The sequence below is a fragment of the Pseudomonas sp. 9.2(2024) genome, from assembly GCF_039695385.1.
Classification (GTDB): Bacteria; Pseudomonadota; Gammaproteobacteria; order Pseudomonadales; family Pseudomonadaceae; genus Aquipseudomonas; species Aquipseudomonas paraglycinae.
Map to the genome: position 1 here is coordinate 6,230,863 of NZ_CP155585.1, position 21,584 is coordinate 6,252,446.

Genomic DNA, 21,584 nt, shown 5'->3' on the forward strand with positions numbered 1-21,584 from the left:
TTTACACGGCGGCTTTGCGCAACGTCGCCATGAACGCCGCGGCGCCAATGAACAGTCCGGCAAACGTGCGGTTCATGCGTCGCTGCTGTGTCGGTGTGCGCAACAGGCGCAGCACCTTCGACGCCAGACCGGTGTAGCCGGCCATGACGATCAGGTCGACCGCGATCATGGTCACGCCGATCACCACGTACTGGATCAGCAGCGGCGCATGCGGATTGATGAATTGCGGCAGCACCGCGAGCATGAACACCAGCGCCTTGGGGTTGCTGATGTTCACCAGAAAGCCACGGAACACCAGAGCCAGCGGTTTGCCGATCGGGCGTACCGCTGCGTCATCGCTCATGTCCATAGGTAATGCGCGCCACTGCTTGATCGCGAGATAAACCAGGTAGGCGACACCGAACCATTTGATCGCATGGAACGCGGTGGCCGAAGCCGTGAGGATCGCGCCGACACCGGCGCCGACGATGGCAATCTGCACAGCCAGCCCGATCTGCAGGCCCAGGGCATTCCAGTAGCCGCGCCAGAAACCGTATTGCAGGCCGCTGGACATCGACGCAATGGCGCCGGCACCCGGAGAAAGACTGATCACCCAGCAAGCGGCAAAAAACGCCAGCCATGTTTGAAGCTCCATCGCACACCTCGACTTCGGACTCGTGACAATCCTCAAAGCTAATGCGGATTTGGCTGGATGACTACCGATTTTTTGCAGGATGTTGCGGCCGCCGACCAACGTGGCCGGCGTCCGATCACTTTTCGAAACCGCTGGAAGGGAAGATATCCGTGCCGCGCCAGCGGCGCACCGAGCGCTGGAAGAACAGGCTGTTGGGCACTTGCACCATGGCGCTGCCGGTGCCGAGTTCTTCAGCCTCGATCAACGTGGTGTAGAGCAGATTGATCGCCACCACCCGGCCTTTGACGCCGGGCTTGTCGGTGGTGTCGACCAGTTCGACCACGTCGCCGAGACGGAACGGGCCGACGGTGAAGATCAGAATCGCGCAGAGCAGGTTCGACAGCACGCTCCACATGGCGAAGAACGCCACCGCCGCCACCGCGACGAAGCCCGACAACGCAGTCCACAGCACTGTGGCCGAGACCCCGAGGCGTTCCAGCACGAAGATCAGCGCACTGCCCATGATCAGCCAGCGCAGTCCGCCGCGCAGCGGCATCAGCAGCTGCGGCGGAAACGGATACTTCTCGCCCAGGCGGGTCAGGAATCGGGCGACGACGCGCTGGGCGAAGTAGCCGGCCAGCAGGATCAGCAGAATCTGCACGCCGAGCCAGATCGGCTCGACCCACATCGCCGGCAATGGAAGTTTGAAGGCGTCCATCAGGACAACGCCTCCAGCTCCGCCTGCATGCTTTCCAGCGTTTCCAGGGCTTCCATCCACGCTTCTTCAAGTTCGCCTTCGCGAACTTTCAGCTTGGCCTGTTCGGCCAGCAGGTCACGCAGTTCGTTCTTGCGCGCCGGCTCGTAGAGGTCGCTGTCGCCAAGGCTGGCATCGACCTTCGCCAGTTTCTCGTGCAGCTTGCCGAGCTCGGCTTCGAGCTTGTCAGCCTCGCGCTTGTGCGGCGCCAGTTGCTGCCGCAACGCAGCGGCAGCCTGACGCTGGGCCTTCTTGTCAGTCTTGTCCGGATTGACCGGTGTGTTGCTGACCGGGGCATTGCGCTGACGGTACTCGACCAGCCAACGGGCGTAGTCTTCGAGGTCGCCATCGAACTCCTCGACCTTGCCGTCCGCGACCAGGAAGAAGTTGTCGGTGGTGCTCTTGAGCAGGTGCCGATCGTGAGAAACCACCAGCACTGCGCCGCTGAATTCCTGTAACGCCATGGTCAGCGCCAGGCGCATTTCCAGGTCGAGGTGGTTGGTCGGTTCGTCGAGCAGCAGCAGGTTCGGCCGTTCCCAGGCGATCAACGCCAGGGCCAGACGGGCCTTTTCGCCACCGGAAAAATTCAGTACCGGCTCATCGATGCGTGCGCCACGGAAGTCGAAACCACCGAGGAAATCGCGCAGGGTCTGCTCGCGCTCGGTCGGCGCCAGACGCTGCAAGTGCAGCAACGGACTGGCCTTGGCATCCAGCGAATCAAGCTGATGCTGGGCGAAGTAACCGACCACGGTGTTCTCACCGCGAGTCAGGCGCCCGGCCAGCGGTTCGAGCTCGCCGGCGAGGTTCTTGATCAGGGTCGATTTACCCGCGCCGTTGGGGCCGAGCAAGCCAATCCGCGCGCCGGGGGTCAGTTGCAGCTTGACCTTCTCCAGCACGGTTTTCTCGCCATAACCCAGACGCGCATCAGATAGGTCGATCAGCGGGCTGGAGATCTTGGTCGACTCGCGGAACACGAAGTCGAACGGCGAATCGACGTGGGCCGCCGACAGTTCTTCCATGCGCTCGAGGGCCTTGATCCGGCTCTGGGCCTGACGGGCCTTGGTGGCCTGGGCCTTGAAGCGGGCGATGTAGCTTTCCATGTGCGCACGCTGCGCCTGCTGCTTTTCGTAGGCCTGTTGCTGCTGGGCCAGACGTTCAGCACGGGCGCGTTCGAACGCGGTGTAGCCGCCACGGTAGAGCGTCAACTTGCGCTGATCGACGTGGGCCACGTGGTCGACCACTTCATCGAGGAAGTCTCGGTCGTGAGAAATCAGCAGCAAGGTGCCGGGGTAACTTTTCAGCCACTCTTCGAGCCAGATGATGGCATCGAGGTCCAGGTGGTTGGTCGGTTCGTCGAGCAGCAACAGGTCTGATGGGCACATCAAAGCCTGTGCAAGGTTCAGACGCATCCGCCAGCCACCGGAGAAATCTCCTACCTGACGATCCATCTGCTCGTTGGTGAAACCGAGGCCGGCCAGCAACTTGCGCGCCCGCGCGTCGGCGGTGTAGCCGTCGGCGCTGTCGAGTTCGGCGTGCAGGCGGGCCAGCGCGGTGCCGTCGTGGGCCTCTTCGGCTGCCGCGAGCTCACGCTGCACTTCGCGCAGGCGCAGATCGCCGTCGAGCACATAGTCGACCGCCAGGCGTTCGAGCGTGTCGACCTCCTGGCGCATGTGGGCGATACGCCAGTCGGCCGGCAACAGGCAGTCGCCCGAGTCCGGGTGCAACTCACCGCGGAGCAAGGCGAACAGGCTGGATTTGCCGGCGCCGTTGGCACCGATGAGGCCGGCTTTGTGGCCGGCGTGCAGGGTCAGCTCGGCGTCTTCTAGCAGACGTTGCGGACCACGCTGTAAAGTCAGGTTCTGAAGTCGGATCATAATGGCGGCGGAGTCTACCAGCTTCCCCCGCAACTGGCGCGAGTAGCACGATGTCCTCTGACCTGTGGAGCTTTGCCCTTGCCGTCTACGCCCGTCCCGGCGTGGAGGATGCCTGCCTGCGCCTGCAATCGGCGGGGGCCAACGTGTGCCTGATGCTGTGCGGTTTATGGCTGGAACAACGCGATGCCACCTGTGACGAGGCGCGTGCGCGACAGCTTCTGGAACTGACAGAGCCTTGGGACCGGGAGGTGGTGCAACCGTTGCGCACATTGCGCATGCAGTGGAAAGCCCTGGCCGAAACCGATCCGTTGCTCAAGGGGATGCGCGAGCAGATCAAGGGATTGGAGCTGGAGGCGGAGCGTGCGCTGCTGTCACGACTGGAAGGTGCCGCGCAAGGCTGGAAGCGTCATTCGAAGGAATCGAGTGACTGGCTGGAAGTGCTGGCCGGCCCTGCGGCCAACCTGAACCGCGACGCGCTGCAAGTGCTGCGCGTCGCGGCGACCGACACTTAGGAAGCGCTGGACGGGTTGCTGGTGACGCTCGACACCGGCGCCGACGATGGCGTGGTTGCGGTGGTCGAGGTAGTGGCGGCGGATGCCGGTGCTGCGGTCGGAGCCGGGGTTGCCGGTGCGGCAGGTTTGGCAGCAGGTGCAGTGGCCGGTTTTGCTGCAGCTGGTTTTGCTGCTGGCTTGGCGGCAGCTGGCTTGGCAACGGCAGGTTTTTTCACTGCTGGTTTTGCAGCAGGTTTCGCGGCTGGCTTGGCGGCCGGTTTTGCAGCGGCCGCTGGCTTGGCGGCGGTCGTTGCAGGCTTCGCTGCAGCAGCCGGTTTGGCCGCTGGTTTTGCAGCGGGTTTTGCCGCAGGCTTGGCCGCTGGTTTAGCCGCCGCTTTGGCTGCAGGTTTGGCAGCAACCGGCTTGGCAGCGGTTTTCGCCGCAGGCTTGGCAGCAGCAGTTTTAGCGGCTGGTTTAGCGGCGGCTTTAACGGCTGGTTTTGCTGCCGGCTTGGCGGCTGCTTTGGTGGCTGGCTTGGCAGCTGGTTTTGCAGCGGCAGTTCTTGCCGGAGCCGCTTTCGCAGCAGCGGTTTTCGCCGCAGGCTTGGCAGCTGGTTTTGCAGCAGCCGGCTTGGCGGCAGCTGGTTTGGCCGCTGTGGTTTTAGCCGCAGGTTTGGCAGCGCTGGCGGCTGCGGGTTTCTTCGCGGCTGGTTTTGCAGCGACTTTCACTGGCGCTTTGGCAGGCGATTTGGCCGGTGCTTTTGCAGCAGGTTTGGCGGCCGCTTTTTTCGCAGGTGCCGCTGCAGGTTTAGCCGAACGCAGGGACAGCGCCTTGCCGACAGCCTCTTGAACACGACCGACACCCTGGGCCAGTTTCAGGCTTTCCTGGGCATCGCGTTTGAGTTGCAGAATGTAGCTGCGGGTATCGGACTGACGATCCTTCAGCGCATCGAGCAGGTCTTCGAGTTCCTTCACGGCAGCCTTGGCCTTGGTCTGCGCCTTGGCTTTACCGGCTGCTGCTGCGTCCTGCAATTTGGTGCGGGATTTGTGCAGTTTTTCTTGCGCCTTGCCGCGTTGCTTTTCCAGTTTGGCGAGCAGTTTTTCAGCATCAGCCAAGGCTTGGGAGCAAGCGTTTTCCAGATGCTCGAGCAGGCTGCCCGAGAGTTGTTGGAGTAAATGCAACGGAGTGTTTACAGGCTTCTTGGTGGCCGACATGGTTTACCTCCTGGCTGACGTGAGTGCGGCTCATACTAGACCTCTGCTGCTACCGCCGCTAGGGCATGTTGACAGTATCGAAAGCACTCGGTTGCAGGCTTGCGAAAAACTTCTGCGCATTGGCAAAAGCAGTTCACCGTTGCAGACGTTCGCGCTGGCATAATCCACCGCAATTCAGGACGGAGAGTGCCCATGTCGCGCTACCTTTTTTTATCCCTCTGCATGATTTTTTCCGTGGCTCAGGCCGACGAAAAAACCACCGCGAATGACGCTCACGATCTGGCTTACAGCCTTGGTGCCAGCCTCGGCGAACGGCTGCGTCAGGAAGTGCCGCAGCTCCAGATTCAGGCGTTGATCGAAGGCCTGCAACAGGCCTATCAAGGCAAGCCGCTGGCATTGAGCGAAGCACGCATCGAGCAGATCCTCGCCGATCACGAATCGCAGACAGCCGAGCAGGCGGCGATGCCTTCGACTGAAGCGGCGATGGAAAGCGAGCGACGTTTTCTCACCGCCGAAAAAGCCAAACCGGGTGTGAAGGAGTTGGCCGACGGCATCCTGCTGACCGAGCTGGCGCCGGGGAATGGCACGAAGGCCGGTCCGGATGGAAAAGTGCAGGTGCTGTACATCGGTCGATTGCCCGACGGCACCGTGTTCGATCAGAACAGCCAGCCGCAGTGGTTCAATCTCGACAGCGTGATCGCCGGCTGGCGCACCGCGTTGCAGAACATGCCGGTCGGCGCGAAGTGGCGTCTGGTGATTCCATCGGATCAAGCGTACGGCGCCGACGGTGCCGGCGACTTGATCGCGCCGTTCACACCGCTGGTGTTCGAAGTGGAATTGCGCGGCGCGACCAGTTGATCGCCCAATAAAAAACGGTGCGCTGTGGGCGCACCGTTTCTGTGTCTTGCGAAGTCCGATTCAGGCCTGAACCGAATCCTCTTCCTTGTGTGCGGTATGCAGCACTTCGATCAGGCAGTCTTCCAGTTCGAAGCGCTCGTGGAGCAGGCCGCCCAGCTCCTTGAATTTCTCCGCAACGCATCTGCCTTCATCGCAAAGGTCGTTGAACGCGAGCAGTTTTTCGGTGATGACATCGATCCGCGGATAGATCGTCTCGGCCAGTTCCAGGCCGCGCTTGTCGTTGAAGGCCTTGGCCTCGCCCGTCAGCTGTTCGTAGATCTCGAAGTGGCCGGCCGAGACGTAATCGACCAGCACGCCGCAGAATTCCTGCAAGGGCTTTCGATCCTCGGACAGTGCCTGAGGTTTGGCGCCCAGCTTGTCATAGGCCGCGATCAATTCCTCACGCTCCTGCAGCCAGCGGTCGATCAGCAGATGAACTCCACCCCAACGTTCCTGAGCATTCTGACAACTTTCGAGCATGGCGATCTCTCTTCCCTTGTGGGTCATGCTGCTCTACACCCGCGCCCCTTCTTGTGAATATTGCTTTGAGAGGCGGCCAGGCAGAGCGTCATCGAGCAACACAATTCCAATGACACGTGCGGGCCAGATTATGCCCGCACGCCTATGGCTTCAAGGTACGCAGGAGAGAAAGTTCATACAAGTGTTTAATCCCTGACCAGCACCGGGTGCGACGGTTGGCCGCTGAGCGGTTGCTGCAACGCCATCCAGACCTGCCGCAGCAACTGGTAAACGGCCAGGATCGACATCCCCACAAAAAACAGCAGGCTCCACTCCGGAATGCTCAGATCGAACAGCGTCCAGGACAATTCCGCGCAATCGGCCGTATCGTTGAACATCCGCATCAGCGCGCATAACCACGGCAGGCTGCTGAACATTTCTTCCGGACCCGGCGCGCAATGCGCCAACCTTTGCAGGGAATCACCTTGCAGCAGCACTTGCCGCCACGCCGCTGTCGTCCCGCCAAGACTGGTGAGCAACGCCATCATCCAGTAAAGCGACAGACCGACACGTTGCGGCCCATGGATCGCAGCCACACCACAACAAAGGGTGAGGACGCTCATGAACAGACGCTGGACCAGACACAGACTGCAAGGCACCAGACCGACCGCATATTCAAGGTAATAGGAAGCTCCCAGGGCCAGAATCCCCGCAGTAAAAGCCATAAAGAACAGGGAGCGTGAGCAGGCCAACGACATGGCTTATCCGTAACAATAAAGACAGGCAGTTACGGTAGAGGAAAGGGCCTCGGGCTTTCAAGGCAGGTCACTGGCGACACTTCAGCAGAAGTGTAGGGAAATCCCGACAGGCACCGAAGGATTCGGTGTAGCCCTCTGTAGGACGTTGCTCTGGAGGAGATTTAACGGTAACTATTCCGTCATCGGAAAGAAAAGGAGGAGCACGCTCCTCCTTTCTGATCACGCCCGAACGGCTACGGGCAATGGCGAAGCCAAAAGTCGTTCATCCAGCATACCGAGTCCTTCCTGGAACAGCAGGTTGCTGCGCTCGGTGTCACCCAGCCGGGCCAGCAGGCGCGCCAATTCGGCGCACGCTTCCGGATTGCGCTGTACTCGCAGGCTGCTTTCCAGATAGTCCCGTGCCTTGCCCCACAGGCTGGCTTGCAGGCACAGGCGCCCCAGCGTCAGCAGCAGGCTGGCATCACCCGGATGATCCTTGAGCCAGCCTTCGGCCGTCTGCAACTGACGCGCCGGATCGCTGCCGCGCACCAGACCGTAAAGGCGCGCCAGATGGCTGTCGTACTTGCGCTTGAGCGCCGTGCGCAGCACTTCTTCCGCTTCGACCTGAGCGCCCAACTGACGCAATTGCTCGGCATAGGCCAACACCAGCGCCGGCTCCTGGCGCTGGGCAGAAGTCAGTTGCTGCCAGGCGCGGTTGAGCGACTGCAAACCGACGGCTCCATCCTCTTCACGCTGGGCCGCCAGGGAAAGGTTTTCCCCCCAGGCACGACGCTCGAGCTCGGACAGTTCGGCCGGTGGCAGGACTTTGTCTTTGCGCAGCTCCGGCAACAGCCGGATCACCGACGACCAGTCACCGCGCTGCTGATGCAGACGCTGCAATTGACGCAAGGTCTGGACATTGTGCGGATGGCGCTCGTGCATCGCCTGCAAGGTGACCAGCGCCCCATCGGTATCACCACGATCGGTCTGCAACTGCGCATGGCTGAGGGCGATCGCCAGCTCGGCCTGCGGCTGACGCTCGAGGGCGCGTTCCAGCAGGCGATCGCTTTCCTCGTAGTTGCCTTGTTCGTTGGCGGCGCGGGCGGCACCCAGGTAATAGAGCAACGGCTGACGCTCGGCTTCGGCGGCCCGGTAAAGGTGACGTTGGGCACTGGCCCAGCGACCTTCGGCCAGATCGAGCTGACCGTGCTCGATCGCCACTTGCACGCGACGGCTGCGGTTGCGACGCGACCAGGGATTGACCACGCCGCCCGAGGTCAGCACCAGTTCGACCAGCGCCTTGATACCCCAGACCAGCAGCCACAGCACCGCCACCACCGCCAGGGTCGCCCACAGGCTCGATTCATAACGAAAGCTTTTGTAGGCGACCAGCACGTATCCGGAATGCTCGGCAATCGCCAGGCCCAGCGCCGCCGTTGCCGCGATCACCAGAAACACGATCACATACAGGCGCTTCATGGTGTCGCCTCCTGCGCGGTGCTGGCGGCTGGTTTGGCGAAGGGTTTCACCGAGTCTTCGGCGTTGACGTTACGGCGCTCCAGATACGCCTGAACCGCACTCAAGGTTCCAGCGAGATCCGGCGTGTTGACGGTAACCGGTTGCTTGCTCAATTCCGCGACCTGCTCGAGCATGATCTTGCTCTGCGGGTTGTCCGGATTGAAGTTGCCCGTGAGGACGTCACGCGCTTCTGCAAGGGCCTGGGTGTACACCGGCGCCTGACCGTTGAGCGCGGCCCATTGCGCCTGTTCGAGCGAAAGGCTCAGGGCCAGACGCACCTGGCTCAGACTCTGGCCAGCAAGCAGCGGCCGAACATTTTTGTCAGCGTTGAAATCGATGCGGATGTAGCGCGAGATCTGATCCCACCACTGCGCCCAGCGACTGGCGCCGTCGCCATCGGAGGTCAGGCCCAGCAGCGAATCGCCGCGATCCTTGTATTCCGGCGCCAGCTCGGTGAGGCCGACGACCTGATCACGCAAGGCGCCCAGGCGCAGGAACAGCCCGGTGCGATCCGGTTGCTCGGTGCTGCGCAGCGCCACCAGGGTTTTCGCCACTTGCTCACGAGCGGCGAACGAGCCGGGATCATTCTGCTCGCGCAGGATTTCATCGGCACCCTGCACCAGCGCCTGGGCGCTGCTGATGTCCTGGAGGGCGGAAAGACGCAGGCTGGCCAGACGCAGCAAGTGCTCGGCCTCGGCCAGACGCCAGTCCTTGCGGCTGGCGCCAAGGACGGTTTCCAGACGTTGATTGAGGCGCTGCTGATCGCCCTGAAGTTGCGACACCAGACGCTGGCGATCGGCAAGTTCATCGGCGCCGGGCAATTGCGCGAGGCGCTCGGTCAGTCGTTGCTCATTGAGCTTCAGGGTCTGGGCCTGATCGTTCAACGCCTGGACCTGGCTCAACTGATTCTGAGTGCTGGTCTGCAGGTGTCGCACCTGCCAGACACCCCAGCCACCCACCGCAACACCGGCGGCGCCGAGCAGCAGCGCGAGAATGGCCAATCCGTTGCCTCGGCGCGGTTCCGCGGCCGGTGGCGGTGCATCAACCGGTGCATCGATCACAGGTTGAACGTCATCTTTAGGCAAGGCTGTTTCGCTCACGTATCCATCCTTTGCATTAGAGAACGGGCACGGGATGCTCCCGTAACGCCGTCAGCAAGGCCGCGGCACTCGCGCCGCGACAATCCACAACTGTTCGGGCCCCGGCGGCACTGGCCTGCTCGGCAACCCTTGGGCTTGGAACAAACAACGGCAACTGCGCAAGTACAGGCCAGCTGTCGCCAGCCAGTTGGCGCAGGTGCTCGAAACCCTGTCCACTGCTGACCACCAGCCCGTTCAGGCGTTCCGCTGCAATCCTGCGGGGCAGCTCCTGCGGCGGATAGTCCGGCAGGTCGCGACGGTACAACTCCAAGTATTCGACACTAGCACCAAGCGCGCGCAGGCGCTCGGCCAGCAGCTCGCGTCCGCCCTCCCCGCGCAGGATCAACACCTGCGAGCCGGGCTCTGCCACCGCCGCCAGCAGACGCGGCAATTGCAGCAAGGCTTCGCTGTCGTCGCCCGCGTCCGGGAAGCTCACATCCAGCCCCCGATCCCGAAGGATAGCGGCGGTCGCTGCACCCACGCTGAACCACGGCATCGTCGGAGTCGCCAGACCCAAAGAGTCGAGCAGATCCACCGCGATCCGCGCCGCCGGTTTGCTGACCACGATCACCGCGCTGTAACGCGGCAGTTGCGTGATCGTGCGGCGCATTGTGTCAGAGACCGGCAGGGGCGCGATTTCCAAAAGCGGCAGACAGCTGCTGAAAAACCCTTGCTCGGCCAGCACGGCGGCGAGCGCCGAACAGTCCTCCGCCGGGCGCGTCAGCAGCAGGCGCCAGGCGGTCACTCGTGACCTGCCTCGCCGTAGACTGCCTTGAGAATATCGTCGGCGCCCTGGCTGAGCAGGTCTTCGGCCACCTGCACACCCAGCGTCTCGGCTGCGGCACGCGGTGCACGAGCCTGTGCGCTGAGCAGCTTGCCGCCGCTCGGCTCGCCCACCAGACCGCGCAGCCACAACTGATCGCCTTCGAGTACGGCGTAGCAGGCGATCGGCACCTGGCAGCCGCCATTCAGATGTTTGTTGAGGGCACGCTCGGCGGTGACACGGTCGGCGGTGTCGGCGTGATGCAGGGGCGCGAGCAAGGCATGAATCTCAGCGTCGGCGCTGCGGCATTCGATACCGACGGCGCCCTGGCCACCGGCCGGCAGGCTGTCGTCGACGCTGATGGCCGAGGTGATGCGGTCTTCGAAACCGAGGCGGATCAGACCGGCTGCCGCGAGGATGATCGCGTCGTACTCGCCGGCGTCGAGCTTGGCCAGACGGGTGTTGACGTTACCGCGCAGGAAACGGATCTCGAGATCCGGACGGCGCGTCAGCAACTGTGCCTGGCGACGCAGGCTGGAGGTGCCGACGATGCTGCCGGCTGCCAACGCATCGAGGCTGGAATACGTATTGGAGACAAACGCGTCACGGGGATCTTCGCGCTCGCAGATGCAGAACAGACCGAGGCCTTCGGGGAAATCCATCGGCACGTCCTTCATCGAATGCACGGCGATGTCTGCTTCGTTTTCCAGCAGCGCGGTTTCCAGTTCCTTGACGAACAGGCCCTTGCCGCCGATTTTCGACAGGGGCGAATCAAGCAGCTTGTCGCCGCGACTGACCATGGGCACCAGCGTCACCAGCAGGCCCGGGTGGGCTGCTTCCAGACGGGCTTTGACGTATTCGGCCTGCCAGAGGGCCAGAGCACTTTTGCGGGTGGCGATGCGGATTTCGCGAGAGGACATGGATCAATCCGTACTGAATAGATACGGCGGATAATAACAGCTCAGCCAAATCCACTTTGACCTGAATCAGAAACGGCGTGGCCTCCCTGGCCTGCGATGCCTGGTGAATGAAACGAAGAACCGCCCGGAGCCTGCGGACTAAAGCCCCTGCATCATTTTGCGCACGCCCGCCACATGCCGGCGGCTGACGATCAGCGCATCTCCGTTGAGGCCCTTGAGGAACAACTGGAAGTGGCCCAGCGGTGTGCGCTGCAATCGCTCGATGCGGTCGCGGGCGACCAGCGCGTTGCGGTGGATCCGCACGAAGCGCTCGCCGAATTCGTCTTCCAGCGCCTTGAGCGGTTCATCCAGAAGGACTTCGCCACCTTCGTGGCGCAAGGTCACGTATTTGTGGTCGGCAATGAAGTACACCACCTGATCCAGCGGGATCAATTCGATGCCTTTGCGGGTCCGGGCGCTGATGTGGCTGCGCGGGCCGTTACCGCTTTCGGCGGCAGGACGGGTCAGGGCCGAGAGTTGGGCCCGGTTGGGACGTTCAGCCCGTTTCAGGGCGTCATGCAGATGTTCGGTTCGCACGGGTTTCACCACATAGCCCACGGCGCTGGCCTGCAGGGCTTCCACGGCAAATTCATCGGGACCTGCGCAAAACACCACGGCTGGCGGGGTTTCGCGTTCGCACAGACGGGCAGCCACCTGCAGGCCATCGAGGCCCGGCATGCGGATATCGAGCAGCACGATATCCGGCTTGTGGCTGTCGATCAGCGCCAACGCCTCTTCGCCATTGGTGGCGCTGGGCTCCAGGACTGTGTAGCCCTCGAGCTCGCTCACCATTCGGCTGAGTCGCTCGCGGGCCAGTGGTTCGTCATCAACGATCAGGACATTCATATTGCGCTGGATTCCTGCGTGAGTCTCGCACAAGGATAGCGTAGACAAGTGGAGTGACGTCCGTCACCGCGATCCACGCTAAGACTAGCGCGAGCGCCAAAAAGTGCCGTACGTCGGCCGGCAATATTTGCCGACACCTGCAACGTACCGCCTGACGCCCGTCGCCGACTGCGTTTTACGCAGGGTATGCCAATGGCCAATACACCCACCCCTCTCTCTTCTTATAGTCGGTGGCCGGACCTTTGCGCGATCCGCCGCCACGTCGACCCCTATGTCCTACTGTAGACGCTCGTCGGGCCGATATTGCTCAAACGAAAAATATCCTTGCGCAAATCCCCCGGCGACACCGGCGACTATGGATCAGGCCATGAGAAAAAAACGTATCGACCAGTGTCAGCGACAGGATTGGCAACCCTGTTATTATCCGCGCCAGCGTTTCACGCCTTCTTTCTTCAAGCCGATACGAGCGAATTCATGAGCACTGACAAGACCAATCAGTCCTGGGGCGGCCGCTTCAGTGAACCCGTCGACGCCTTCGTCGCCCGCTTCACCGCCTCCGTCACTTTCGACCAGCGCCTGTATCGCCACGACATCATGGGCTCGATCGCCCACGCCACCATGCTGGCCAAGGTCGGCGTGCTGACGGATGCCGAGCGCGACAGCATCATCGATGGCCTGAAGACCATCCAGGGCGAAATCGAGGCCGGCCAGTTCGACTGGCGCGTCGACCTCGAAGACGTGCACATGAACATCGAAGCACGCCTGACCGACCGCATCGGCGTCACCGGCAAGAAGCTGCACACCGGCCGCAGCCGCAACGACCAGGTCGCCACCGACATCCGCCTGTGGCTGCGTGACGAGATCGACCTGATCCTGAGCGAAATCACCCGCCTGCAAAAAGGCCTGCTGGAGCAGGCCGAGCGTGAAGCCGCCAGCATCATGCCGGGCTTCACCCACCTGCAGACCGCTCAGCCAGTGACCTTCGGGCACCACATGCTGGCCTGGTTCGAAATGCTCAGCCGCGACTACGAGCGTCTGGTCGACTGCCGCAAGCGCACCAACCGCATGCCGCTGGGCAGCGCCGCGCTGGCCGGCACCACTTACCCGATCGACCGCGAATACACCGCGCAACTGCTGGGCTTCGACGCCGTCGGCGGCAACTCGCTGGACAACGTGTCCGACCGCGACTTCGCCATCGAATTCTGCTCGGCCGCCAGCATCGCGATGATGCACCTGTCGCGCTTCTCCGAAGAGCTGGTACTGTGGACCAGCGCGCAGTTCCAGTTCATCGATCTGCCGGACCGTTTCTGCACCGGCAGCTCGATCATGCCGCAAAAGAAAAACCCCGACGTGCCAGAGCTGGTACGCGGCAAGACCGGCCGAGTGTTCGGTGCGCTGATGGGCCTGCTGACCCTGATGAAAGGCCAGCCGCTGGCCTACAACAAGGACAACCAGGAAGACAAGGAACCGCTGTTCGACGCCGCCGACACCCTGCGCGACTCGTTGCGCGCCTTTGCCGACATGATCCCGGCGATCAAGCCGAAACACGCGATCATGCGTGAAGCGGCGCTGCGCGGCTTCTCCACCGCCACTGACCTGGCCGACTACCTGGTACGCCGTGGCCTGCCGTTCCGTGATTGCCACGAGATCGTCGGTCATGCCGTGAAGTACGGCGTCGACACCGGCAAGGATCTGGCGGAAATGAGCCTGGAAGAACTGCGCCAGTTCAGCGACCAGATCGAGCAGGACGTGTTTGCCGTGCTGACCCTGGAAGGCTCGGTGAATGCCCGTGACCACATCGGCGGCACTGCGCCGGCGCAGGTCAAGGCTGCCGTGGTTCGTGGTCAGGCGCTGATCGCCAGCCGCTAAAAGCCAAAAACATCGCTGGCAAGCCAGCTCCCACAGGTTCAGTGTCGAACATGCAATTGTGTTTCAACCGAAAACCCTGTGGGAGCGGGCTTGCCCGCGATGACTGATTTCAAAACGCTACAAAATGCTACTTTTTGGCTGCGATCATCGCCAAAAACGCCGGCATCGCCGCATCCTTGTCCGCCGCAATCTTCTGCACATTTGGATTCTGCTCAAGTCGCTCCAGCAGTGCCTTGGCCTTCGGCATCTGCGCCAGCAAATCCAGACCGAACAGCTTGTGCCCCACCGCAACTGCCAACGGCACGCTGTAGAGGAAGTACAAATCCGCAATGCTCAAGCTGTCGCCCGCCACATACGGAGCGAACTTGCCGTGGCGCCCCAGCGCCGCAAAACCCAGCAGCAATTCAGCCTTGGTTTTTTCCTTGATCGCCTCCGGCAGCGCCGTACCGAAAAACGCTTCGCCGTAACAGGCTCGGGCCGGCAGCTCGATATACAGCTCGATTTCCTTGGCCACTGCCAGCACCTGAGCGCGGGCAAACGGCTCGGTCGGCAGCAGCGGGACACCCTTTTGACTGCTTTCGAGGTATTCGAGCATCACCATCGTTTCGTTGATGTAACCACCTTCGGCCCCCAGCACCGGCACCTTGCCACGCGGGCTGATGGCCAGAGACTCAGGCGTAGGCGTCGGGTAGAACGTGACCTCCTCGAACGGCAGGCCTTTTTCCAGCAGCGCCAGTTTGACCATGTTGTAGTAGTTGCTGACGGAGAATCCATAGAGCTTGAACATCACATAGCCTCCAGGCCGTGCGGGGTGGGCAGTGCCTGTTTATAGATCGCACCAGGGATTCGCGCCAGCAGCATCACGCTGCTGAATGCGGGTAAACTGGCGCCTTTCCTTGAGGAGCCTGCCATGAGCGAGCCGACTGACATCGACAATGATGAAGAAGAGTTCACCGAATCGACGCTGATCGAAGCGATCGAGAACCAGATCGAAAGCGACAACCCGCCAGCGGCCAAGGCAACCTTCAACAAGCTGACGCTGGTCGGTTACGAGCGTGATGACATCCTGAATCTGATGGCCCACGTGCTGGCCTGTGAAATCGACGCGATGCTCGACGAAGACCGTGCTTTCGATACCGAGTGGTACGAAACCGCGCTGCGCGCACTGCCCGAGTTGCCACCGGAAAAGCAGTAAACGGCCCCTCGCTGTGGGAGCAGACCTGCTCCCACACAATTTGTCACCCATCTTCGCGGCCTTCTGCCGCCCCCTGACTACACTGGAATCCACCCCGGGATAAAAACCCTGACACGCGCACTGGACAGGCCGCGCCGGCAGGTTCACCTTAGGGGCGCTGTCGTCCAATTCCTAGAAAGTCTGGAGTCCTTATGTCGCTTACCCCTGAGTTGGTTGCCGAACTGGAAGTCCTCGCACTCTTCAACCTGGACAGTTCCCAGGAAGGTCTGAAAATTCATCAGACCGCTGCCCCGAAGCACATTGCCGCCGCACAACGCCTGTTCGAAAAAGAACTGACAGACCAGCCTGATGGCGGTTACCTGACCAGCCTCGGTCGCGATGCCGCACAGAACGTGCAAACCGTACTGACGATTCTCAAAGAGCAACAAACCGCCTGATCCTCCCGACTTTGCCCACGGAAACCCCTGCCACGGGATTTCCGCGGGCCAGCCATGAACGTCGACCATCGCCGCGCGATAGAAATCTGACGTCAAAAAACAAATTCAGCTTAAAACTCCTGTCGCTCAGGCGCTAAACTCCCGGACACCCGAGACCATTTGCCTCCGAGCCCTGCGCGCCGGTTTGAGCCGACATGACCCGCACCCATGAAATCCGCCCCGACCTGGACGAAGGCATCGACCGCAAGGTACTCAGCCAGCTACGTGCACGTTTTCTGAAACTCAATGAAGGCCGCCTGAACCGGGCGCTGGAAGGTCTGTCGACGCGCCAGCAAAGCGTGCTCACGCTGCTGCCACTGTTTTTCCACGTCAATCATCCGCTGCTGCCCGGCTATGTCTCGGGCAGTACGCCGGCCGGGCTGTCGAATTACGAACCCGACGCCGATGTGCTGGCCGAAGCTCAGCGCCTGACGCGCTCGTTCTCCTATAAGCCGCGTCACGGCAGCAACCCGCCACGGCCGATTCACGGACTGTTCCTGATGGGCAGCCTCGGCACGCTGGCCCAGGCCGACCAGAGCGACATGGATGTGTGGGTCTGCCACGCCCCCGACCTGAGCGACAGTGAACTGGCCGAGCTGCGCAAGAAATGCCAGGTGCTCGAAACCTGGGCCGCCAGCCAGGGGGCCGAGGCGCACTTTTTCCTGATCGACCCGGTGCGTTTCGTCAAAGGCGAACGCGACACCCAGCTCAGCTCCGAAGATTGCGGCACCACCCAGCATTACCTGCTGCTGGACGAGTTCTACCGCACCGCGATCTGGCTCGCCGGGCGCACGCCGATCTGGTGGCTGGTGCCGGTCTACGAAGAACGTGCCTACGACGCGTACACCCACACGCTGATTTCCAAACGTTTCATCCGCAATGATGAAACCCTCGACCTGGGGCCGATGGCGCACATTCCGCCGGGCGAGTTCGTCGGCGCCGGGCTGTGGCAACTGTTCAAAGGCATCGAGTCACCTTACAAATCGGTGCTCAAGCTGCTGCTGACCGAGGTTTACGCCAGCGAACATCCGCAGGTGCAATGTCTGAGCCTGCGCTTCAAGCAGGCGGTGTTCGCCAACCGGCTGGATCTCGACGAGCTGGACCCGTACATGGTGGTCTACCGGCGGATCGAGGAATACCTCACTGCGCGCAACGAGCCGGAGCGCCTGGAGCTGGTACGCCGCGCGCTGTACCTCAAGGTCAACCGCAAGCTCACCGGCAACACCCGCACCCAGAGCTGGCAGCGTTCACTGCTGGAAAGACTGGCCAGCGAATGGCACTGGGATCAGCGGCAACTGGCGCTGCTCGACAGCCGCAGCCAGTGGAAAGTCCGCCAGGTCAGCGCCGAGCGCCGGGCGCTGGTCAACGAACTGAATTACAGCTACCGCTTCCTGACCCAGTTCGCCCGCACCGAACAGACTGTCAGCCTGATCAACAAGCGCGACCTCAACGTTCTAGGCCGGCGCCTGTATGCAGCATTCGAACGCAAGGCCGACAAGGTCGAGTTCATCAACCCCGGCATCGCCCCGGACCTGGCCGAAGACACCCTGACCCTGGTGCAATCGCCGAACAAAAAGGAACCGGGACAAACCCAGTGGGGCCTGTACAACGGCAGCCTGACGGCGCTGGAGTGGGAACACTTCGCGCCGATCAAGCGCAGCCGCGAGTTGCTCGAACTGCTGACCTGGTGCCACCGCAACGGCGTGATCGACAGCAGCACCCGACTGGCCCTGCACCCCGGCACCAGCGATTTGAGCGAGTTCGAGCTGTTCAACCTGCTCGGCAGCCTGCAACAAAGCATCGCCCTGCCCTTGTCGACCGTCGCCGAAGAACCGCTGCTGCGCGCCGCCGTGCCGAGCGAAGTGCTGATGCTGGTGAATGTCGGGGTCGACCCGCTCAAACATCACCGCGACCTCAACATCCTGATGACCACCGAACGCACGGACTCCCTGAGCTACGCCGGCGTACGCGAAAACCTGGTGCTGACCCTGGATCAGGTCACGCTCAACAGCTGGAACGAAGTGCTGGTCAATCGCTTCGACGGCCCGCATGCCTTGATGGACTGCCTGCGCGATTACCTCAACAACCTGCCGCGTGGATCGCAGCAGCCGTCGCTGCGGGTGCGCTGTTTCTGTCACAACCGCGCGCAGTTCATCGCCCGCCGGGTGGAAGAAATCGTCGACACCGCGCAGACCCTGTTGCTCAGTGATCTGAATCACCGCTACCTGATCCAGGTGCAGCAGCACTATCACGTGCTGGAGCTGGTGCCGGGCCAGGTCAGCCATGTCGCCCTCGCCACCCTGCCGGCGCTGCTCGATTACCTGGGCGAGGAACAGCCGCGCTACAGCCCGCTGCACCTGGACCCGATGGCGCTGGAAGACCACGACCTGGCGTTGATCCTGCCGATGGGCCAGCCCGAATGCATTCAGGTGTTCTACCGGATCACCGAGCGAACCGCCGAGCTGTACGTACTCGACGAGTTCAATGCGCTGTGGCAACAGCACTTGCCCTATCACGACGAGCAAAGCCTGTTGGTGCCGCTGCAGCGGTTCCTGCAATCGATCCAGTTCCGCCGCGAAGCGCTGCTGCCGATGGATGCGGGCCATGCCGCCAGCCTTGAAATCTTGTATTACCAGTTATTGCCATCAGGGCCGGGACGCGCACGACGGGTCGAAATGCGCCCGGCGCCGCAGACGCCGGTCAACAAACCGTTCTACGACGTGCAGGCGATCGTCGGCAAAGCCGCACCCGGCGAAGTGCAGGTCACGCTGTATTGCAATCAACGGGAATTCAGCGAGCTGGAACATGGCGACCAGCTGTTCAGCGTGGTCGCCCGGGAGATCGTCGGGCAGCGCCGGGAAAGCGAGCGCTACCGCTGCTACATCACCGACCTGGACCTGTCGGGTGTGATCGGTGACGGGCAGAGTTCGAGCAATCTGTATCTGCGTTACAAGGCCGACCTGGAACGCTCTCTGAACGAGGCGCTCGAGCAGGTCTGAGGCGGGTTACTCCGGGAAATCACCGCCGTTGGCCGGCTGCGATTCGACTTCGAGCAAAGTCAGTTTCAGGATCTTGCCACCCGGAGCCGGCCAGTCGATGTGCTGACCAACCTTCAAGCCCAGCAGCGCACTGCCGACCGGGGCCAGGATCGAGACTTTGCCTTCGTCGGCGTTGGCGTGCTTCGGGTAGACCAGGGTCAGGTGGTAGTCCTTGCCACTGCTCTCTTCGCGGCAGTGCACACGGGAATTCATCGTCACGACATCGGCAGGCACTTCATCGTGACCGACCAGGGTATCGGCGCGGTCCAGTTCGGTTTGCAGCGCGATCACGCCCGGCAGCGTGTCATCCAGGCTGTCGATCAGGCGCTCCAGACGTTGCACGTCCAGACGGGTAAGGGTGATGGAAGGTGCGGTCATGATCCGGGCAGACTCCTTTCTTCTGCACACAAAAAAAGCAAAACCCCGCCAAAAAAGACGGGGTTTTCACCAGGCCTCGATGGGTTGAGGCGTTTCCGGACACTATCACAGCTCAAAAAATATACAAGCTACGCTCCGGCGAGCTGCCGGCGCTGAGCGGCCTGCGCACAAATCACCCGGCGGCGCTCGTCATCGGCCGAACGCCACTCGCGGATGTCTTCGACATGGCGCATGCAACCGAGGCAGACCTTCTGCTCATCCAGCCGGCACACTCCGGTGCACGGCGAAGGGACGGCCGGGCTGACGTTGCTGTAAAGCGGCTTCGGCGGACGGACGGGTGCAGTATCAGTCACGAAATCACAGGCCTTCGAAATCGAATTCGGTGCCGGCCTGTTGCTTGACGATGCGCTCGAGCATTTCGCCCAGCTGTTCTTCGCTCTTGTCGCACATCCAGCGTTCGCTTTCTTCGTCGTAGTCGAAGTGGAAACCGCCGGACACCGCGGCCAGCCACAGCTGACGCAACGGTTCCTGACGACTGAAGATCAGCTGGGTGCCGTTCTCGAACTTGACGGTCAGCACACCGGCCGAGTTCTCCATGTCGATGTCCAGGTCGCTGTCGTCGAAGATGTCTTCCAGTTTTTCCTGGGTTTCATCGACCAGATCGTGGAAACGGGCTTCGGACAAACTCATTGCGGCAACCTCAAAAAATGTCTGATCAGGCTCAAGCGCCGCAAGATACGGACGCTGCCAGCCGATTGCAAAGGATAACGACCAAGCGCCCTGCCAGGCGACGAAATATCCACCCGCCACGCGGGAAAAGTTTCCGCGCCGCAGCCCGAGCCCCGCCGGACGGGAGTTCCGTCGCATAGGCAAGCTGCCGGGTGGCCGGTATACTCCGGCGCAATTAACGCATTTTCAAGGATTTCGCCATGAAGCGCCTGATCTCTTCCCTTGCTGCGCTCGTCGCGGTTGCCTGTCTCGTTTCGGCCTGCGGTCAGAAAGGCCCGCTGTACCTGCCCGATGAAGATCAGGACCCGGCCGAGCAAGCCCAGTCTTCGCAAAAGCAGCCTGTCTCCAAGGCACACAAGCACGACGTTTACTAAGGGATCGCCATGGACGCTTTTAACTACCGTGGCGGGGAACTGTTCGCGGAAGGTGTGGCGCTGTCCGCCATCGCCGATCGCTTCGGCACTCCCACCTACGTCTACTCCCGCGCGCACATCGAGGCCCAGTATCTGGCCTACGCCGATGCGCTGGCCGGCATGCCGCACCTGGTCTGCTTCGCGGTCAAGGCCAACTCCAACCTCGGCGTCCTGAATGTCCTGGCCCGTATCGGCGCCGGTTTCGACATCGTCTCCCGTGGCGAGCTGGAACGCGTTCTGGCCGCCGGCGGCAGCCCGGACAAGATCGTGTTCTCCGGCGTCGGCAAGACCCGTGACGACATGCGCCGTGCGCTGGAAGTCGGCGTGCATTGCTTCAACGTCGAATCCACCGACGAGCTCGAGCGCCTGCAAGTGGTCGCCGCCGAGCTGGGCGTTCGTGCGCCGATCTCGCTGCGCGTGAACCCGGACGTAGATGCTGGCACCCACCCGTACATTTCCACCGGTCTCAAAGAGAACAAGTTCGGCATCGCCATCGCCGACGCCGAAGACGTGTACGTGCGTGCCGCGCACCTGCCGAACCTGGAAGTGGTCGGCGTCGACTGCCACATCGGTTCGCAACTGACCACTCTGCCGCCGTTCCTCGATGCCCTCGACCGTCTGCTGGATCTGGTCGATCGTCTCGGCGATTGCGGCATCCACCTGCGCCACATCGATCTCGGTGGCGGCCTGGGTGTGCGTTATCGCGATGAAGAGCCGCCATTGGCTGCCGACTACATCAAGGCTGTGCGCGAGCGTCTGGTCGGTCGTGATCTGGCGCTGGTGTTCGAGCCGGGCCGCTTCATCGTCGCCAACGCCGGCGTGCTGCTGACGCAGGTCGAGTACCTCAAGCACACCGAGCACAAAGACTTCGCCATCGTCGACGCGGCCATGAACGACCTGATCCGCCCGGCGCTGTACCAGGCCTGGATGGACGTGACTCCGGTCAAGCCACGCGAGACCGCTGCGCGTACCTACGACGTCGTCGGCCCGATCTGCGAAACCGGCGACTTCCTCGCCAAGGAACGCGAACTGGCGCTGGAAGAAGGCGATCTGCTGGCCGTGCATTCGGCCGGTGCCTACGGTTTCGTGATGAGCTCCAACTACAACACTCGCGGCCGTGCCGCCGAAGTGCTGGTGGATGGTGATCAGGCATTTGAAGTGCGTCGCCGCGAGACCGTGGCCGAGCTGTTTGCCGGCGAAAGCCTGCTGCCGGAGTAACCCC

General features: G+C 62.1%; 23 protein-coding genes. 8 read left to right on the forward strand and 15 right to left on the reverse strand.

All coding sequences use genetic code 11. From position 1 onward, the window contains the following. Position 1 precedes the first annotated feature (1 nt). The 3 genes from ABFB52_RS28265 to ABFB52_RS28275 form a co-directional block, all read right to left on the reverse strand. A complete protein-coding gene (locus tag ABFB52_RS28265) occupies positions 2–634 on the reverse strand; it encodes a LysE family transporter (RefSeq protein WP_102685847.1) in 633 nt (210 codons plus the stop codon). A 115-nt stretch (positions 635–749) separates the two neighbouring features. Beyond that, entirely contained in the window at positions 750–1,331 is a 582-nt protein-coding gene (locus ABFB52_RS28270) for a mechanosensitive ion channel family protein (protein WP_007951853.1), read from the reverse strand. After that, positions 1,331–3,241 (reverse strand): ATP-binding cassette domain-containing protein, encoded by a 1,911-nt coding sequence (locus ABFB52_RS28275; protein WP_129973021.1) that lies wholly within the window; start codon positions 3,239–3,241, stop codon positions 1,331–1,333. The genes ABFB52_RS28270 and ABFB52_RS28275 overlap by 1 nt, the downstream gene beginning before the upstream one ends. 50 nt (positions 3,242–3,291) lie before the next feature. Between ABFB52_RS28275 and ABFB52_RS28280 the strand changes: the two genes are divergently transcribed. Continuing rightward, positions 3,292–3,753, forward strand: coding sequence for a TIGR02444 family protein (locus ABFB52_RS28280; protein ID WP_129973022.1), 462 nt, complete (start codon positions 3,292–3,294; stop codon positions 3,751–3,753). Here ABFB52_RS28280 and ABFB52_RS28285 read toward each other — a convergent pair. Then, positions 3,750–4,946 carry an AlgP family protein gene (locus ABFB52_RS28285; RefSeq protein WP_129973023.1) on the reverse strand — a complete coding sequence of 399 codons (1,197 nt, stop codon included), beginning with the start codon at positions 4,944–4,946 and terminating at the stop codon, positions 3,750–3,752. The two genes, ABFB52_RS28280 and ABFB52_RS28285, sit on opposite strands and share 4 nt — an antisense overlap. Before the next feature lie 192 nt (positions 4,947–5,138). On the opposite strand from ABFB52_RS28285, the gene ABFB52_RS28290 reads away from it, so the two are divergent. Continuing rightward, a complete protein-coding gene (locus tag ABFB52_RS28290; RefSeq protein WP_085746772.1) occupies positions 5,139–5,804 on the forward strand; it encodes an FKBP-type peptidyl-prolyl cis-trans isomerase in 666 nt (221 codons plus the stop codon). A gap of 60 nt (positions 5,805–5,864) precedes the next feature. Here the strand turns inward: ABFB52_RS28290 and rsd are convergent, their stop codons facing one another. The 7 genes from rsd to ABFB52_RS28325 form a co-directional block, all read right to left on the reverse strand. Continuing rightward, positions 5,865–6,323, reverse strand: a complete 459-nt coding sequence (rsd, locus tag ABFB52_RS28295) for a sigma D regulator (RefSeq protein ID WP_102685851.1) — start codon at positions 6,321–6,323, stop codon at positions 5,865–5,867. Positions 6,324–6,508: 185 nt separating this feature from the next. Then, a complete protein-coding gene (locus ABFB52_RS28300; protein WP_085746773.1) occupies positions 6,509–7,060 on the reverse strand; it encodes a disulfide bond formation protein B in 552 nt (183 codons plus the stop codon). A 219-nt stretch (positions 7,061–7,279) separates the two neighbouring features. Then, positions 7,280–8,518, reverse strand: coding sequence for a heme biosynthesis protein HemY (locus ABFB52_RS28305; RefSeq protein WP_102685852.1), 1,239 nt, complete (start codon positions 8,516–8,518; stop codon positions 7,280–7,282). Beyond that, positions 8,515–9,657 (reverse strand): uroporphyrinogen-III C-methyltransferase, encoded by a 1,143-nt coding sequence (locus ABFB52_RS28310; RefSeq protein WP_102717325.1) that lies wholly within the window; start codon positions 9,655–9,657, stop codon positions 8,515–8,517. Before ABFB52_RS28310 ends, ABFB52_RS28305 begins: the two co-directional genes overlap by 4 nt. Positions 9,658–9,673: 16 nt before the next feature. Next, complete coding sequence (locus ABFB52_RS28315; protein ID WP_129973024.1) at positions 9,674–10,441, reverse strand: uroporphyrinogen-III synthase; 768 nt, start codon at positions 10,439–10,441, stop codon at positions 9,674–9,676. Beyond that, positions 10,438–11,379, reverse strand: coding sequence for a hydroxymethylbilane synthase (gene hemC / locus ABFB52_RS28320; protein ID WP_129973025.1), 942 nt, complete (start codon positions 11,377–11,379; stop codon positions 10,438–10,440). Before hemC ends, ABFB52_RS28315 begins: the two co-directional genes overlap by 4 nt. Positions 11,380–11,517: 138 nt before the next feature. Further along, positions 11,518–12,264 carry a LytTR family DNA-binding domain-containing protein gene (locus ABFB52_RS28325; protein WP_007951875.1) on the reverse strand — a complete coding sequence of 249 codons (747 nt, stop codon included), beginning with the start codon at positions 12,262–12,264 and terminating at the stop codon, positions 11,518–11,520. Positions 12,265–12,738: 474 nt separating this feature from the next. Between ABFB52_RS28325 and argH the strand changes: the two genes are divergently transcribed. Then, on the forward strand, positions 12,739–14,133 hold the full coding sequence (gene argH, locus ABFB52_RS28330; protein WP_011336517.1) for an argininosuccinate lyase: 1,395 nt from the start codon (positions 12,739–12,741) through the stop codon (positions 14,131–14,133). A 127-nt stretch (positions 14,134–14,260) separates the two neighbouring features. On the opposite strand, the gene ABFB52_RS28335 is transcribed toward argH, so the two are convergent. After that, positions 14,261–14,920 carry a glutathione S-transferase gene (locus tag ABFB52_RS28335; protein WP_102685855.1) on the reverse strand — a complete coding sequence of 220 codons (660 nt, stop codon included), beginning with the start codon at positions 14,918–14,920 and terminating at the stop codon, positions 14,261–14,263. Positions 14,921–15,043: 123 nt separating this feature from the next. Between ABFB52_RS28335 and ABFB52_RS28340 the strand changes: the two genes are divergently transcribed. The 3 genes from ABFB52_RS28340 to ABFB52_RS28350 all read left to right on the forward strand — a co-directional run bounded on the left by ABFB52_RS28340 (position 15,044) and on the right by ABFB52_RS28350 (position 18,803). Beyond that, entirely contained in the window at positions 15,044–15,328 is a 285-nt protein-coding gene (locus ABFB52_RS28340; RefSeq protein WP_007951881.1) for a hypothetical protein, read from the forward strand. 191 nt (positions 15,329–15,519) lie between these two features. Then, a complete protein-coding gene (locus ABFB52_RS28345; protein WP_007951883.1) occupies positions 15,520–15,765 on the forward strand; it encodes a TIGR02647 family protein in 246 nt (81 codons plus the stop codon). A 194-nt stretch (positions 15,766–15,959) separates the two neighbouring features. After that, the gene (locus ABFB52_RS28350) at positions 15,960–18,803 is read left to right on the forward strand and encodes a class I adenylate cyclase (RefSeq protein ID WP_129973026.1); all 2,844 of its coding nucleotides are present in this window, start codon (positions 15,960–15,962) and stop codon (positions 18,801–18,803) included. A gap of 6 nt (positions 18,804–18,809) precedes the next feature. Here ABFB52_RS28350 and rnk read toward each other — a convergent pair whose 3' ends face one another. The 3 genes from rnk to cyaY form a co-directional block, all read right to left on the reverse strand. Next, positions 18,810–19,220 carry a nucleoside diphosphate kinase regulator gene (gene rnk / locus ABFB52_RS28355; RefSeq protein ID WP_102685857.1) on the reverse strand — a complete coding sequence of 137 codons (411 nt, stop codon included), beginning with the start codon at positions 19,218–19,220 and terminating at the stop codon, positions 18,810–18,812. 128 nt (positions 19,221–19,348) lie between these two features. Then, the gene (locus ABFB52_RS28360) at positions 19,349–19,573 is read right to left on the reverse strand and encodes a DUF1289 domain-containing protein (protein WP_045121669.1); all 225 of its coding nucleotides are present in this window, start codon (positions 19,571–19,573) and stop codon (positions 19,349–19,351) included. A 4-nt stretch (positions 19,574–19,577) separates the two neighbouring features. Continuing rightward, entirely contained in the window at positions 19,578–19,910 is a 333-nt protein-coding gene (cyaY, locus tag ABFB52_RS28365) for an iron donor protein CyaY (RefSeq protein WP_007951887.1), read from the reverse strand. Positions 19,911–20,149: 239 nt separating this feature from the next. Between cyaY and ABFB52_RS28370 the strand changes: the two genes are divergently transcribed. Next, the gene (locus ABFB52_RS28370) at positions 20,150–20,323 is read left to right on the forward strand and encodes a lipoprotein (RefSeq protein WP_007951888.1); all 174 of its coding nucleotides are present in this window, start codon (positions 20,150–20,152) and stop codon (positions 20,321–20,323) included. 9 nt (positions 20,324–20,332) lie between these two features. Further along, entirely contained in the window at positions 20,333–21,580 is a 1,248-nt protein-coding gene (lysA, locus tag ABFB52_RS28375; RefSeq protein WP_007951889.1) for a diaminopimelate decarboxylase, read from the forward strand. Positions 21,581–21,584: the final 4 nt, after the last annotated feature.